The sequence below is a fragment of the Candidatus Burkholderia verschuerenii genome (assembly GCF_001189365.1).
Classification (GTDB): Bacteria; Pseudomonadota; Gammaproteobacteria; order Burkholderiales; family Burkholderiaceae; genus Caballeronia; species Caballeronia verschuerenii.
In genome coordinates, this window is record NZ_LFJJ01000147.1 from 1 (window position 1) to 14,705 (window position 14,705).

At 62.3% G+C, this 14,705-nt stretch carries 13 protein-coding genes, 1 tRNA gene and 2 pseudogenes; 4 read left to right on the plus strand and 12 right to left on the minus strand.

Features of this window, described 5'->3' with window-relative positions:
- Window positions 1-268 precede the first annotated feature (268 nt).
- A complete protein-coding gene (locus BVER_RS20890; protein ID WP_050454921.1) occupies window positions 269-1,456 on the minus strand; it encodes an OpgC domain-containing protein in 1,188 nt (395 codons plus the stop codon).
- A 782-nt stretch (window positions 1,457-2,238) separates the two neighbouring features.
- Here BVER_RS20890 and BVER_RS20900 point away from each other — a divergent pair.
- A complete protein-coding gene (locus BVER_RS20900; protein ID WP_050454932.1) occupies window positions 2,239-3,618 on the plus strand; it encodes a chloride channel protein in 1,380 nt (459 codons plus the stop codon).
- Window positions 3,619-3,704: 86 nt separating this feature from the next.
- On the opposite strand, the gene BVER_RS20905 is transcribed toward BVER_RS20900, so the two are convergent.
- The 6 genes and pseudogenes from BVER_RS20905 to map all read right to left on the minus strand — a co-directional run bounded on the left by BVER_RS20905 (window position 3,705) and on the right by map (window position 7,952).
- On the minus strand, window positions 3,705-4,010 hold the full coding sequence (locus BVER_RS20905; protein WP_050454922.1) for a YXWGXW repeat-containing protein: 306 nt from the start codon (window positions 4,008-4,010) through the stop codon (window positions 3,705-3,707).
- A 296-nt stretch (window positions 4,011-4,306) separates the two neighbouring features.
- On the minus strand, window positions 4,307-4,561 hold the full coding sequence (minE, locus tag BVER_RS20910; protein ID WP_050454923.1) for a cell division topological specificity factor MinE: 255 nt from the start codon (window positions 4,559-4,561) through the stop codon (window positions 4,307-4,309).
- Window positions 4,562-4,570: 9 nt separating this feature from the next.
- Window positions 4,571-5,386 (minus strand): septum site-determining protein MinD, encoded by an 816-nt coding sequence (gene minD / locus BVER_RS20915; protein WP_050454924.1) that lies wholly within the window; start codon window positions 5,384-5,386, stop codon window positions 4,571-4,573.
- Between the two features lie 87 nt (window positions 5,387-5,473).
- Window positions 5,474-6,256, minus strand: coding sequence for a septum site-determining protein MinC (gene minC, locus BVER_RS20920; protein ID WP_050454925.1), 783 nt, complete (start codon window positions 6,254-6,256; stop codon window positions 5,474-5,476).
- Between the two features lie 138 nt (window positions 6,257-6,394).
- Window positions 6,395-6,919 (minus strand): GNAT family N-acetyltransferase, encoded by a 525-nt coding sequence (locus BVER_RS20925; RefSeq protein WP_050454926.1) that lies wholly within the window; start codon window positions 6,917-6,919, stop codon window positions 6,395-6,397.
- A gap of 246 nt (window positions 6,920-7,165) precedes the next feature.
- Window positions 7,166-7,952, minus strand: a pseudogene (map, locus tag BVER_RS20930) (type I methionyl aminopeptidase).
- Window positions 7,953-8,189: 237 nt separating this feature from the next.
- Between map and BVER_RS20935 the strand changes: the two are divergent.
- Window positions 8,190-8,543, plus strand: coding sequence for a hypothetical protein (locus BVER_RS20935; protein ID WP_050454927.1), 354 nt, complete (start codon window positions 8,190-8,192; stop codon window positions 8,541-8,543).
- Window positions 8,544-8,633: 90 nt separating this feature from the next.
- On the opposite strand, the gene BVER_RS20940 is transcribed toward BVER_RS20935, so the two are convergent.
- From BVER_RS20940 to rph, 5 genes and pseudogenes are all read right to left on the minus strand, one after another.
- Window positions 8,634-8,723: transfer RNA gene (locus BVER_RS20940), tRNA-Ser, on the minus strand.
- A 45-nt stretch (window positions 8,724-8,768) separates the two neighbouring features.
- Window positions 8,769-9,973: pseudogene (locus BVER_RS20945) on the minus strand (MFS transporter).
- Between the two features lie 11 nt (window positions 9,974-9,984).
- Complete coding sequence (gene hemW / locus BVER_RS20950; RefSeq protein WP_050454928.1) at window positions 9,985-11,208, minus strand: radical SAM family heme chaperone HemW; 1,224 nt, start codon at window positions 11,206-11,208, stop codon at window positions 9,985-9,987.
- A complete protein-coding gene (gene rdgB, locus BVER_RS20955) occupies window positions 11,205-11,822 on the minus strand; it encodes an RdgB/HAM1 family non-canonical purine NTP pyrophosphatase (protein ID WP_050454929.1) in 618 nt (205 codons plus the stop codon). Before rdgB ends, hemW begins: the two co-directional genes overlap by 4 nt.
- Window positions 11,815-12,573 (minus strand): ribonuclease PH, encoded by a 759-nt coding sequence (rph, locus tag BVER_RS20960; protein WP_050454930.1) that lies wholly within the window; start codon window positions 12,571-12,573, stop codon window positions 11,815-11,817. The genes rdgB and rph overlap by 8 nt, the downstream gene beginning before the upstream one ends.
- Before the next feature lie 251 nt (window positions 12,574-12,824).
- Between rph and BVER_RS20965 the strand changes: the two genes are divergently transcribed.
- Together BVER_RS20965 and gmk are read left to right on the plus strand one after the other, a co-directional pair.
- Window positions 12,825-13,769, plus strand: coding sequence for a YicC/YloC family endoribonuclease (locus tag BVER_RS20965; RefSeq protein WP_050454933.1), 945 nt, complete (start codon window positions 12,825-12,827; stop codon window positions 13,767-13,769).
- Between the two features lie 9 nt (window positions 13,770-13,778).
- On the plus strand, window positions 13,779-14,453 hold the full coding sequence (gene gmk, locus BVER_RS20970; RefSeq protein ID WP_050454931.1) for a guanylate kinase: 675 nt from the start codon (window positions 13,779-13,781) through the stop codon (window positions 14,451-14,453).
- The last annotated feature ends 252 nt before the right edge of the window (window positions 14,454-14,705 follow it).

Below are 14,705 nucleotides of genomic sequence, written 5' to 3' on the forward strand. Positions count from 1 at the left end.
ATCGGCGAAGTTCCAAACTCCCAGGAAACCATTCAGATCAATATTGCTTCTGGGAGTTCTGGGAAACACGATCTTCCGGCGGCCCCTTGCCACCCTTGACTTCGACTAATTCTGAAGGGCCGACTATGTATCGGCGGCGGCAACGCTGAGCCTGATCGCGGTGATCCTGATGCGCGAGACGCGCGACATCACGCTCGAGTAAAAACGGCAATGGCGCGATTGCCGTCGGCAGTCGCGCCATCGAAAAGAAGAAAGCTGAACGAAAGAATCAGCGATCGCGCCGGTCGCTCGCGTGCACCGGCACCGGCTTGCCGTTGATCAGCATCACGCGCGACGGCATTTTCCGTTCGACGCGCGCCGACTTCGCGGCCTTCGCCGCCTTGCGATCGGCCCAGAACCGGGCGATCACCAGCAAACTGCCGATCGCGATGCCATCGGCGATCAGACCCAGCGCCCAGTGCGACGGATAACGTCCCTGCCCGAGCACGCCCATCGCGCGCAACGCCGAATCCAGCACGAGCGACACGATCGCGCCCGCGATAAAGCACACCAGCCCCTGCTGCCCGATGGTCACCACGCCCGGCAGCCGCTGCGCCAGCTTCGCGATCCAACCCTTGTACACCGCGCGTGTCACGACCCACGCGACCGCCGCAAAACTCACGATACGCAGCGTCGCGAGATTCTGCTTCATGTATCCCGGCGGAGCCTGTGTTTCCAGAAACAGCTTGAAGAAGGCGAATGTCAGCGCGATCGCGATTGCGCCGCAGGTCAGCCAGCGCGCGAGCTTGCCGGCGTGGAATTCGTTGCTGATCGGCTGCGTGCGCGCGAGGATGCCGGTCATGAACATCAACTGCCACGCGAACGGATTGAACGACCACGCCTCGCCGTAGGTGCCCGGCAGCCACTGCAGCAGCGGCGTCGATGCGAGCCACAGCAGCAGGCTGCCGAACATCGCGACGACCGGTTTGCGCTGCGCGAGCGGCACGATCACCGGCACGGCGAGCGCGAACACGGAGTACATCGGCAGCACAGCCGACAGATACGGCTGCTGACGCAGGATCGCGATATCGAATACCAGACCAAACGGCCGCGCGAGGAAGTTCGGCCATTCGGTGTACTGGACCATCGGTGTATCGACCTTGAGCGCCATCAACAGGCCGCCGCCGATCAGCATCAGAAACACCGTGAACAGATACGCGCGATAGATTTCCCAGCTGCGTTTGAAAAAGCGTCGACGAGCGGCTGAATCGCTACGGCGAGTCGCAAGCGCCGTGTAAGCCGCCGCCGACGCATAACCGCCGAGAAAAACGAAAACTTCTGCTGAATCGCAAAACGCATATTGATGCAGCGTAAAGCGCGACAGCACACTTCCCGTTATATGGTCCACCGCGATAATCAGCAGCACGACGCCTCGAAAGAAGTCGACTTCGAGTGAACGTGTGTTCGGGGTATTCATTTAAGTGAATGCTCCACGAGCTGCGGTTTCGGCGCGCTCCCGGACAGGGCCTGCGCGCATACGGGGTTTGTACCTAGCTTAGAAAGAAAATTCCCTTAATCAACCAGTATTTAAATTAACACTCGAAGACAGTCGGCAAGCTGGCGGCAGAATGACTTTTTTGTCGGCTTTCAAGTAAATATGTCGGCAGTACTATTCGACAAAACCGAGTCACGGAAAGGAATGCCGCGTGCTTTGATTTACAGTGATTCACTAGAACAAACCCTGATTCTCTAGCAAAAACGGTGCAGGAGATCGCGTCATGTCATTTCATTTCCAAAGTTCGCATCTGGTGGCCATGATTGCTCTCGCGCTCGCAGGCGCGTTTCTGCTCGCGGTGAAATTCCGCCCGTAGACGTGTCGCGGCGTGGTCTGCGAAGCGGTGATCGCCAATGCCGGCGCGATCATGGCGGTCGTAGCTTTCGAAATGCTAACAACTCGACGCGTTTGCGCTCGTGCTTGCGTGGAATCGCGCGCGGCCTCAGAAAAATTTCAAATTCGTTGAACTTCCACTACAACGGCCAGTCGGAGTGAGTAATGCGGCGAGATGGATAGCTGTCCGCCGCAACCTTCTCCTCTCCGCTCCTGTTTATTACGGGAGCGTTTCTTGGGCGCCCGGCGAAAGCCTCGCGCCTATTTCTTTTTTGGCTCGACGGTTCGGCGCTGAAACGTTCCGGATCGTACAACGCGTCGCCAATTTCGAGACGGTCGTTATAATCAGCGCTTTGCCGACGGGCCGACGCATGTTCCGAGCGCTCCGCTCCCTCTCCGTTTTCACCGCGCGACGCACGCGCAGTCTCTGGCGCCGATACGGCATCTTCTGGCTCGGCGCGATCGCCGTTGGCCTGATCGCGGTGTACTACGCGCGCCTCATCGACTGGGGCTTCGGGCTGTTCTCCGAACTGCGCAAACACTATTTCTGGTCGCCGCTGATCGTGACGCCCGCCGCCGCCGCGCTCTGCGTGTTCGTCACGCGCAAGTTCTTTCGCGGCTCGGAAGGCAGCGGCATTCCGCTAGTCATTGCCGTGCTGCATAGTCCGACCGCCGAAGCCGGCGGCCGGCTGCTGACCATCCGGATTCTGCTGAGCAAGATCGCGGTGTCGTTCGTGGCGATTCTCGGCGGCTTCACCATCGGCCGCGAAGGACCGACCGTGCAGGTCGGCGCGGCGCTGATGTTCAACATGCGGCGATTCTTTCCGCGCTCGAATTCGCGTATCGAACGGCAACTCGTGCTCGCGGGCGCGGCGGCGGGACTGTCGGCGGCGTTCAACACGCCGCTCGCGGGCATCGTGTTCGCCATCGAGGAACTGACGCGCAGCTTCGAAGTGCGGACCAGCGGCGTGCTGATTACCGGCATCATCATCGCGGGGATCATCGCGCTCGGGCTGCAGGGCAATTACACCTATTTCGGCACGATCGACGTCGGCACGCATTTCCCGAAGATGCTCGCCGTCGCCGTGGGCGTGACGGCAATCGTCACGGGCATCGCGGGCGGCATCTTCTGCTGGCTGCTGCTCAACACGACCAAATGGATTCCCGCGCCGCTGCGCGCGCTGCATGCGTCGCGTCCGGTCGTGTTAGCGCTGATCTGCGGCTTCGTCATCGCGGCGGTCGGGCTGATTTCGGGCAGCACGACCTTCGGCAGCGGCTACGCCGAAGCGCGCGGTCTGCTCGAAGGCCGCGAGCATCTGTCGATGTTCTATCCGCTGCTCAAGATGATTTCGATGATCGGCTCATATTTGCCGGGCATTCCGGGCGGCATTTTCGCGCCGTCGCTGTCGATCGGCGCGGGTTTCGGCAACGTGCTGCATACCGTGTTCACGCAGATGCCGCTGTCGATGCTCATCGCGCTCGCGATGGTCGGCTATCTCGCCGCTGTCACGCAATCGCCGATTACGGCCTTTGTCATCGTGATGGAGATGATCAACGGCCACGCGCTGGTGATCTCGCTGATGGCGACCGCGCTCATTTCGAGCCGCGTGTCGCGCTTTTTCGCGCCGCCGTTGTACGAGGCGCTGTCGGAGCGCTATATGGCGCCGCTGCCGAAGCCCGCGCCTTCGCCCGAAGTGCCCGATACGGGCGACGAGGCCGTCGTCGAGAAAGACGAGGCCTCGCAAAAATAAGCGCTGGGGGATCCAGATTCACCCGCTGAGCGCGCACGCAAGCACGAACGACGTCAGTTCAAGCAGAACTACGCCTTCACCCGCGCTCAAATCCAGTGGCCCGGCACATAGCGATACTGGCCGCGGAATTCTTCCCAGCGACCGGCGGCCCAGCGCGCGCCCGGCCGCGCCTCGATCCAGTGGCCCGGCACCCACACGTAACGCCCTTCCCAGTTCCAGTGACCCGCATCCCACGCGAAGCCGACGCGCGGCGGCGGCACCGGCTCATAGCGCGGCGCAGGCGGCGCGACCGGCGCGATAACCACGACTTCTGCAAAAGCGCTGCCGATGCTGACGGCACCGGCGACAACCAGCGTGGACTGCGCGAGCAGACGGCGGAAAGAGAGACTCATGTTCGACCTCGTGTTCTGGAGACATTGAACGCGCCTGTCAGCGCGGATGCATGCTCGCGGGCGGCATCGCCCGCGAATCTGTTCAATGTTCGGAACGGTCCGAGCGCCGACACGAATCGGCCGATCTTGCGAATAGATCTGGAACGTTTTGTCGATGCATGTGCGAAAACGTCAACGCACGCGCAAACGTTTTCGTCGGCAACAAAAAAGCCAGAATCGACCGATCCTGGCTTTCATTCGACGCAGCGACGAATCGCGGGTTCGCACGGGGCGAGCCGCCCGTCCCGCGTATCGCGCTACGCCTGCGGTATTTCGATCTTCACTTCCAGCACTTCGAGATCGTCCTGACGTTCGAAGCTCACCCGAATGTCGTCATCGGAAATCTTCACGTACTTCGAAATCACGGCAACCAGTTCCCGTTGCAACGCCGGCAGATAATCGGCAGCGGCTTTGCCACCCGCGCGCTCGTGCGCAATGATCAACTGCAAGCGTTCCTTCGCGACCGTAGCGGACTTTTTCTTCTCGCCCAGCAAAAACGAAAGAATCGACATTGCGTCCCCTTACTTGGTGCCGAAGATGCGTTGCAGCAGGCCCGGTTTCTGATAGTCGGTGAAGCGCAGCGTCTTCTCCTCCCCGAGAAAGCGCGACACGACGTCCTTATACGATTCGGCGACCGTGGTGCCGTCCAGATGCACCGCGGGCATGCCCTGGTTCGATGCGTGCAAGACGTCTTCCGATTCCGGAATCACGCCGATCAGTTCGATGCGCAGGATTTCCTGAATGTCCGACAGCGACAGCATCTCGCCTTCGGACACGCGCTTCGGGTTGTAACGCGTGATCAGCAGATGCTCCTTGATCGGATCCTTGCCTTCCATCGCGCGCTTGGTCTTCGACGACAGAATGCCGAGAATGCGGTCCGAATCGCGCACCGACGACACTTCCGGATTCGTCACGATCAGCGCCTCGTCGGCGAAGTGCATCGCCATCAGCGCGCCGGATTCGATACCCGCCGGCGAGTCGCAGATGATGTACTCGAACTCCATCTTGATCAGCTCGTTGATGACGCTTTCGACGCCCTCGAGCGTCAGCGCGTCTTTATCGCGCGTCTGCGAAGCCGGCAGGATGAACAGGTTCTCGCACTTCTTGTCCTTGATCAGCGCCTGATGCAGGTTCGCCTCACCCTGAATGACGTTGATGAGGTCGTACACCACACGACGCTCGCAACCCATGATGAGGTCGAGATTGCGCAGACCGACGTCGAAGTCGATCACGGCCGTCTTGTGGCCGCGCAAGGCGAGCGCCGATGAGAAGCTCGCGCTGGTCGTCGTCTTGCCGACGCCGCCCTTTCCCGAAGTCACCACAATGATTTTTGCCATACAAGTACCTTGTGTTCGTCAAATAAATCCGCTCGCGTCGCCGTCGAGCGCGCGCCGGGCATCGGGCGCGCGAAGTGGCACGACTCGTCAGGTCAGACGCAGCGGTTCGATCATCAGTTTTTCTTCGTTCAGCCAGATCTGCACGGGCTTGCTCGCGACTTCCGCCGGCAGCGGATTTTCGGTGGTCCGATAAATCCTCGCGATGGAGACCAGTTCCGGCTCCAGGCACGTACAGAAAATCCGCGCGTCGAGGTTGCCGTGCACGCCCGCGAGCGCGCGGCCACGCAGCGGCGCATAGATATGGATATTGCCTTCCGCGATCACTTCCGCGCCGTAGGACACGAGTCCGAGCACGATGAGATCGCCCTTCGCGTACACCTGCTGACCCGAGCGCAGCGGACGGTCGATGATGGTCGCCGGTTGCGGCATGGTGGGCGGCGGCGTGCTCGCGATGGCCGCCTCGATCACCTTGGCGGCGTCGGAATTGGGCTTCGCTTCGTCCACCGAAGGCTTCGGCGCGCCACGGCGGTCGCGCGCCTCGAGAATCGGCAGGCCGCCTTCGTTCACCCATGTGATTGCCCACGTCTGCGAAGGCAGCGCACACACACCGATCGGGCGCATGCGCACGCTCGTCAGCAGCTTCTCCAACTCGGCGAGCGCGATACGCTCGCCTTCGCCGCCATCGGCGTCTTCAGCGAGACGGCGCACGTCGATGGCGACGACATCGCCCGCGAAGAATTCGGGCGTCGCTTCGAAGCGGCGCGTGAGTTCCGTGCGGAGTGCATCGAGGTCGGGAGTCTTGACGACGAAGAGAAGCGTGTCGACGGAGCCGCTGCGCAGTTCGAAGAAGGGCGTTTTGTTGAGCGGCATAAGAACGGCCAAAAATTTTGCGTATTTTACAGGCGTACGCGCACGCGGCCATAATTTTTCCGGCCGATTCCAGCTATCGAAAACGAGAAGTGCGCGCGCGGTGCGATGTGTGAAGTGCGATGAATACAGCCCGGAAAATCAGGCGTCGCGATTGACCTGCATGTGGCAAACGTAGAGCGCTTCCGCCTCTTCCTCGTTGGCGGGCATCGCGCGGCGATCGCCGGTCGGACCGAAGCCCAGACGTTCGTAGAAGCGCATCGCGGTGCGGTTTTCTTCCGCGATCCACGCATGCACTTCGGAGACGCCCTGCTCCGCGAGCCATTGCGACGCGACATTCACGAGCAGCTCGCCGCCACGCAGATGACGCACCGCCGGCGCGACCCACAACGCATTGACGAAGGCGCGCGCGTCGTCGCTATCTTCGATATACGCGTGCACGAGCCCGCACGGATGGCCTTCGGTATACAGCAGGAAGGTCGAGAGCCGGGGCGAATGCGCGTGCTGCGCGGCGGTGTCGTCGAACGACGCGGGATCGACGAGCAGCGCATCGGCCAGCGTCTCGCCGAATGCATAGGGCGCTTCGCGCAGCGACGCCGTGCGCAATTCGCGAAGAACGGACCCCTGTTGTGCGGCAATGCGGCTGACTGTCAGTGAGGGACTCATGCGGGCGCTCATGCAGACGATTTCTCTCTGGCTCTTTGCGTCTTTGGCTTGCGGCTCTGTTGCGGGCTCGTCGAGCTTTTATCGAGCCCGCATCCAGCCCGAAAGGCCACTCCGTAGCTTCAACCGAACGGGCGTACCCGTCAATTCCTAAATCTCAGAAAGTGCTTCACAGCGCACACGAAAGCGACGCCGGATGCTCCTTCTCAGCGTGATCTGCCTCGCGATTGCACCGCGATGGCGCAAGGCTCAAGGCGCAGCGTACGCACCCGTGCCGTCGGGCCACGGCGTCAGCAACTCGAAGCCGTCGGTCGTCGGTGACCGCGACCATGTGCTCCCATTGCGCGGACAACGAGCGGTCTTTGGTCGTGACGGTCCAGCCGTCGCGCGACTGCTGCGTGGCGGCGCGGCCGGCGTTGATCATCGGCTCGATGGTGAAGACGAGGCCCGGCTTCAGACGCAGACCCGCGCCGCGCGCGCCGTAATGCAGCACTTGCGGATCTTCGTGATACACGCGGCCGATGCCGTGTCCGCAGTACTCGCGCACGACGGAAAAGCCTTCGCGATGCGCGACCGACTGAATCGCCGCGCCGATATCGCCGAGCGTCGCGCTCGGCTTCACTTCGCGGATGCCGGCAACCATTGCCTCGTAAGTAGCATCGACGAGACGTTGCGCTTCGCGGCCGGGCGTGCCGACGTGATACATGCGGCTGGTGTCGCCGAAGTAGCCTTCCTTGATGATCGCGACATCGATGTTGATGATGTCGCCGTCCTTCAATTCCTTCGGCCCCGGAATGCCGTGACAGACGACGTGATTCACCGACGCGCAGATCCTCTTCGGAAAGCCCATGTAGCCGACGTTGGCCGGCACGGCCTTCAATTCGTTGACGATGAAGCGATTGCAGATGGCGTCGAGTTCGTCGGTCGTGACGCCGGGGCGCACGTGTTCGGCGATCATCGCGAGGACTTCGGCGGCCATGCGGCCGGAGATGCGTAACTTCTCGATGTCGGCAGGTGTCTTGAGCGTGATGGCCATTGAGCGATGCAGAGGTGTTCGACTCGCCTGCGCGCGGGGTTCGACGGCTTCATGGGCCGATCGCGAACATGACGCGAGCAAGACAATGGGGCCGATGATAGCACTTGCCGGCGCGCGGGCTTTTTGCGGAGGAGTTTGAGTAAGGTGCCGGCGGCCGGTTTTCCTGCTCGCCGGCTGCTCTTGTGATGTGTGTCAGTTTGTGATGAAGTGGCGCGATTTCGCACTTGCCGGGAGGGCATGAACTTGCATCGAATGCTTGTCGTATCGACGGTGATGTCTGCCGCAGCCGCGCTCGCCGCGTGCGGAACGACCACCAGTGGTCCTGAACTCCGCGCCTCGAAGCCGGTGATCAACGTGTCGTCGGCGCGTTCGGCATCGGATATTTCGAGTTGTCTGCTGCGCATGATTCCGTCGGCGCAGACCGTGCGCGATCAGGGCAATACGGAAGTGCTCGTCGGCTCGAACGCGTGGCTCGTCACGCTGATTCCGTCGGCGTATGGATCGATCGTGAAGGTGCAGCAGTCGTCGCACGACGATGGCGGCGTGCTCGAACCGAAACTGCGCTTCGATATCGCGCGCTGTACGGTGTGACCTGGATGAACGGCGCGCTTTGAAGAATAAGAAAAACGCGCGCTGAAAAGCAAAACCCCGCAGTCTTTCGACATGCGGGGTTTTTTGTTTTGGCGGAGGCGGTGAGATTCGAACTCACGGAAGGATCACTCCTTCGCCGGTTTTCAAGACCGGTGCCTTAAACCGCTCGGCCACACCTCCAGCAAGGCACGTATTGTAGCGCAAGTCATTCGCGGCGGGCGAACCTCAACCTTCGAGCGATTTGGTCGCTTTCAGCGCCGGAAAAAGCCGCATCCACAGCAGCGCGACGATGATCGTCCCGAGTCCGCCGATCAGCACCGCCGGCACCGCGCCGAACAGGCCCGCCGTCATGCCGGATTCGAATTCGCCGAGCTGGTTCGATGTCCCGATAAACAGCGAGTTGATCGCGCCGACGCGGCCGCGCATGTCGTCGGGCGTCTGCAACTGCACGAGCGAGATCCGCACGACCACGCTGATCACGTCCGATGCCCCGAGCGCCGCCAGCGCGATCAGCGACAGCACGATATTGCGCGACAGCCCGAACGCGATCGTCGCGATGCCGAACGCGATCACGCCGCCGAACAGCGCCGTGCCCGCGCGCTGCCGCAACGGAAAATGCGCCAGCACGATCGATCCCGTCAGCGCACCGACTGCCGGCGCCGCGCGCAGCACGCCGAGTCCCCTCCCGTATGCAGGATGTCGCGCGCATAGACCGGCAGCAGCGCCGTCGCGCCGCCGAGCAACACCGCGAACAGATCGAGCGACAGCGGGCCCAGAATCACCGGCTTGCTTTTGATAAACGCGATGCCCGAAAACAGCGCCTCGAACGACAGCGGCGCGCGCATGCGGACCGGTTCGTCAATTTTGATCGCGGAGACGGCGAAGGCTGCGGCGAGAAACGCGAGCGTCACCGCGCCGTAGACGGTCAGCGCGCCGAGTCCGTAGAGCAGGCCGCCCATCGCCGGGCCCAGGATCATCGCGGTCTGGTTCGCCGACGTCGACCACGCTGTCGCCTGCTGCAATTGCGAGCGCGGCACGAGGTTCGGCAGGAGCGCGGCCATCGACGGCGATTCGAACGCGCGCGCCGCGCCGGTGATCGCGGCGATCGCGAAAATCGGCGTCGCGGTCTGCCAGCCGCGCCACGCGCCGATACACAGACACAACGCGCCCACGCCCTCGATCGTCTGACAGATGTACGCGATCTTGCGTCGGTCGTAGCGATCCGCGACATGCCCGACGACGAGCGTCAGCAGGAACATCGGCAGGAACTGCGCGAGGCCGACGAAGCCGAGCGCATACGCGCTATGCGTGATCGAATAGACCTGCCAGCCGATCGCCACCGACATCATCTGAAACGCCACCGACGACATCACCCGCGCGCCCCAGAACAGCGCGAACGGGCGATGCCGCATCACCGAGCCGGACACCATCGACGGCGCGCTCAACTTTGCGGATCCTTCAAGAACAGCTCCTGGAGATCGTTGAGGAAACGCTGACCGAGTTCGGTCGGCGCGATGCGCTCGTAGTCGCGCGTGATCAGCCCGCGCTTTTCCGCTTCGACGAGCGCGGGTTCGATCGCGGACAGCGACAAACCCGTGCGCTCGACGAAGGCATGCACCGGAAAGCCTTCGACCAGACGCAGCGTGTTCAGCATGAATTCGAAGGGCAGATCGTTCGGGCCGACGTCGCGTTCTTCCTGAATCGGACTGGCATCGGGCGAAAGCGCCTGATCCATATACGTCGACGGATGCTTGTAGCGCGCCTGACGCAGAATTTTCGACGGAAACGACAGCTTCGTATGCGCGCCCGCGCCGATGCCGAGATAGTCGCGGAAGCGCCAGTAATTCAGATTGTGCTTGCTCTGCCGATGCGGCTTCGCATACGCCGACACTTCATAGCGGCCGTAACCCGCATCGCGCGTGCGTTCGTGGATCCACTCCTGCATGTCGGCGCTGGCGTCGTCGTCGGGCAGCGCGGGCGGATACTTGGCGAACAGCGTGTTCGGCTCCATCGTCATGTGATAGAGCGACAGATGCGGCGGCGCGAAGGCAATCGCCGTATCGATATCGTGCTTGCATTCGTCGAGCGATTGCTGCGGCAGCGCGAACATCAGATCGAGATTGAAGTTGTCGAAGTGCGTCGCGGCGATTTCCACGGCACGGCGCGCTTGCGTCGCGTCGTGAATGCGGCCGAGCGCCTTCAGATGCGCTTCGTTGAAACTCTGAATGCCGATCGACAGACGATTCACGCCGCTCGCGCGAAACGACGCGAACTTCGCGGCTTCGAAGGTGCCGGGATTCGCTTCGAGCGTGATTTCGGCATCGGCGTCGAGGGGCAGCAACGCGCGCGCATCCGACAACAATCGGTCAAGCCCTTTCGCCGACAGCAGCGAAGGCGTGCCGCCGCCGATGAAAATCGTATGCACTTGCCGTCCCCAAACCAGCGGCAACGCACGTTCGAGATCGGCACGCAGGGCATCGAGATAACGGTCTTCGGGGAAAACGTCGTCCTTCGCTTCGTGCGAATTGAAATCGCAATACGGGCACTTGCGCACGCACCACGGGAAATGCACATACAGCGACAGCGGCGGCAGCGACGTCAGCCGGATGCTGCCCGGCGACGTAAAAGCCTGCACGACGTTGATCGTCTTCGGTCCGGCGCTCACGCAAGTTCCTTCACACGTTGCAGTAGATCGCGCAGCGCGAGCGCGCGATGGCTCAGCACGTTCTTGCGCGCGGGATCGAGTTCCGCCGCCGTCGCGTTGAGCGCCGGCAGGAAGAAGTACGGGTCGTAGCCGAAGCCGTTGTCGCCGCGCGGCGCATCGAGGACTTCGCCGTGCCAGCGGCCTTCGCAGATCACCGGTTCGGGATCGTCGGCGTGACGCACGAGCACCAGCACGCAGAAGTAATACGCGCGGCGATCGGCTTGATTCGCGAGATCGGCGACGAGGCGCACGTTGTTCGCGGCATCGCTCTTTTCGCCGCCTGCAAGCGACGCATAGCGCGCCGAATACACGCCCGGCGCGCCGTTCAGCGCGCGTACGCATAAACCGGAATCGTCGGCGAGCGCGGGCAGGCCGGTCAGCGACGACGCATGCCGCGCCTTCGCCAGCGCGTTCTCGACGAAGGTCGGATGCAGCTCGGGCGCTTCGGGCACGCCCAGTTCGCCCTGCGCGATCAGCTCGATGCCCGCCGCGTCCAGCAGCGAGGCGAACTCGCGCAGCTTGCCCGCATTGTTCGATGCGAGCACCACGCGCCCCAGGCCATTGACGTCAGACACCTTGAATCCCCAACGCTTCTTTCTGCTTCAGCACCAGCACCTTGATGCCGCTGTCCGCAAGCGCGATCAGTTCGTTCATCTCGTCGCGCGAGAAGGGCGCGCCTTCCGCCGTTCCCTGCACTTCGACGAAACCGCCCGCGCCGGTCATCACGACGTTCATGTCGGTATCGCACTGCGAGTCTTCGTCGTAGTCGAGATCGAGCACCGGCGAGCCTTCGAAGATGCCGACGGAAATCGCCGCGACGAAATCCTTCACCGGCGACTTGGCGATCTTGCCCGACGCGACCAGCTTGCTGACCGCATCGTGCGCGGCGACGAATGCGCCCGTGATGCTTGCCGTGCGCGTGCCGCCGTTCGCCTGAATCACGTCGCAGTCGATATGCAGCGTACGTGCGCCCAGCGCGTTCAGGTCGAACACGGAACGCAGCGCGCGGCCGATCAGGCGCTGAATCTCCTGCGTGCGGCCGGTCTGCTTGCCGCGCGCGGCTTCGCGATCGCTGCGCGTGTGCGTGGCGCGCGGCAGCATGCCGTATTCGGCGGTGAGCCAGCCTTGCTCGCGGCCGCGCAGAAACTCCGGCACGCGTTCGGCGATGCTCGCCGTGCAGATGACTTTCGTATCGCCGAATTCGACGAGCACCGAGCCTTCCGCATGCTTCGTGTAATGGCGCGTGATGCGCACGTCGCGCAACTGGTTCGCGCGGCGGCCGCTCGGACGGGGAGGAGACGGCTTGAGCAGGGGAGAGTCGGTCATAGGATTGGAGAATGAGAGTGGCGACGCCTGAACATGCGCCGAATGCCGAATTTTATCGTCAAAGCCCCGCGAGCGTTGCGCGCGCGTCACGCATCGGCCAAGGCGATCCGGGCGTTCCCGTCAGTAAAAATGTGATAATGCGAATTCCCCGCCCGGCGGCTCCACGCGTGCCAATCCCAGTGCACCTCATCCGCGCCGGGCGTTTCGTTGAACCGGCCTTCGCAATGAAGGCGCATATCGCGAGACGTACCATGATCTACAGCATGACAGGCTATGCCAGCGTGACGCGTGAAGTCGTCGCCCAGGCTGCGGGACCCAATGGCGCGCCGGGCTCGAGCATCGGCGTATCGGTGGAATTGCGCACGGTGAATTCGCGCTTTCTCGACCTAAATTTCCGCATGCCCGAGGACGTGCGCGCCATCGAACCGCAGATGCACGAAATGCTGATGTCGAAGCTCTCGCGCGGCAAGGTCGATATCCGCATCAACCTGAATCGCGTCGAGCAGACGGCCAGCGCCGGCGCGCTGAATCGCGAGTCGCTGACGCAGCTCGCCGCGCTGGAACGCTCGGTGCTCGATATTTTTCCCGACGCGGAACGCATGCGCACCGGCGAAATCCTGCGCTGGCCCGGCGTGCTGACGGAAAGCTCGGTGTCGCCGGAAGCGCTGTGCGAAGCGGTGCTCGCATGCGGCAAACAGGCCATTGCCGATCTGATCGATGTGCGCGCGCGTGAAGGCGCGGCGCTCGGCAATGTGCTGATCAACAACGTGACGGAAATGGAAGCGATCGTCGCGCGCATCACGCCGCTGGTGCCGGAGCTGATCGCGAAGCATCAGCAGAAGATCGTCGAGCGTCTGCAGGACGCGCTGGGCATCGCGACGTCGGAAGGCGCGACGTCGACCAGCGTGCCGCGCGAGGAAATTGCCGAGCGGATTCGTCAGGAAGTGACGATGTACGGCATCCGCATCGATATCGCCGAAGAATTGCAGCGGCTCACCGCGCATCTGAACGAAACGCGCCACGTGCTGCAAAAGGGCGGCAAGGTCGGCAAGCGGCTCGACTTCATGATGCAGGAACTCAACCGCGAAGCGAACACGCTCGGCTCGAAGGCCGCCGCGAAGGAACTCGCCGATGCGTCGATGACGCTGAAGCTGCTCATCGAGCAGATGCGCGAGCAAGTACAGAATCTGGAGTAAAGCAAGATCATGCCGAACACGACACATCGCTCGCATAGCCACTATACGGGCATCTATCCCGGCAACCTGTTCATGGTGGTGGCGCCCTCGGGCGCGGGCAAATCGACGCTCGTCAACGCGCTGCTCGCCGAAGACGAGTCGATCCGCCTGTCGGTTTCCTACACGACGCGCGACCCGCGTCCGAAGGAAACCGACGGCGTGCAGTATCACTTCGTGTCCGTCGAGGAATTCATGGAGCGCCACAAGCAGGGCGAATTCCTCGAAAGCGCCGAAGTGCACGGCAACTACTACGCGACCTCGAAGCTGTGGATCGAGGACCAGATGAAAATGGGCCACGACGTGCTGCTCGAAATCGACTGGCAGGGCGCGCAGCAGGTCAAGAAGCAATTCCGCAATGCGGTGGAGATTTTCATCCTGCCGCCGTCGCTGGATGCGCTCGAAGACCGGCTCAAGAAACGCGGCCAGGATTCCGAAAAAGTAATTGTGCGCCGGCTGCTCGCGGCGGGGAGCGAAATGGCGCATGCATCGGAGGCGGAGTACGTCGTGATCAACGAGAACTTCGATCGCGCGCTGACCGAACTGCGTTGTCTGGTGGCCGCCACGCGTCTGCGCTTCACGTCGCAGTACGCGCGCAAGACGCAGCTTTTCGTGGACCTCGGCATCCACTCCACGCCGCAGCAATGAACGAAGCCGGTGGCCGGGTCATATCGGTCACATAAGGTAGAATAAAACACACACTAGTGTTCCGTCCCAGAAATAACTTTATATAAATCCAACATGTTCTATGATCGACTTATGGTGTGCGGGAAACGATCGTGGGACGTAAGGGAATCGAGGTTCTCGTGTCCAATCTGGAGCGAGAACAATTGCTGTCAATGAGCCGTTCGCGTTCGCTGCCTCATTCTCTGGTGCGCCGAGCAAAGATCGTCCTGATGG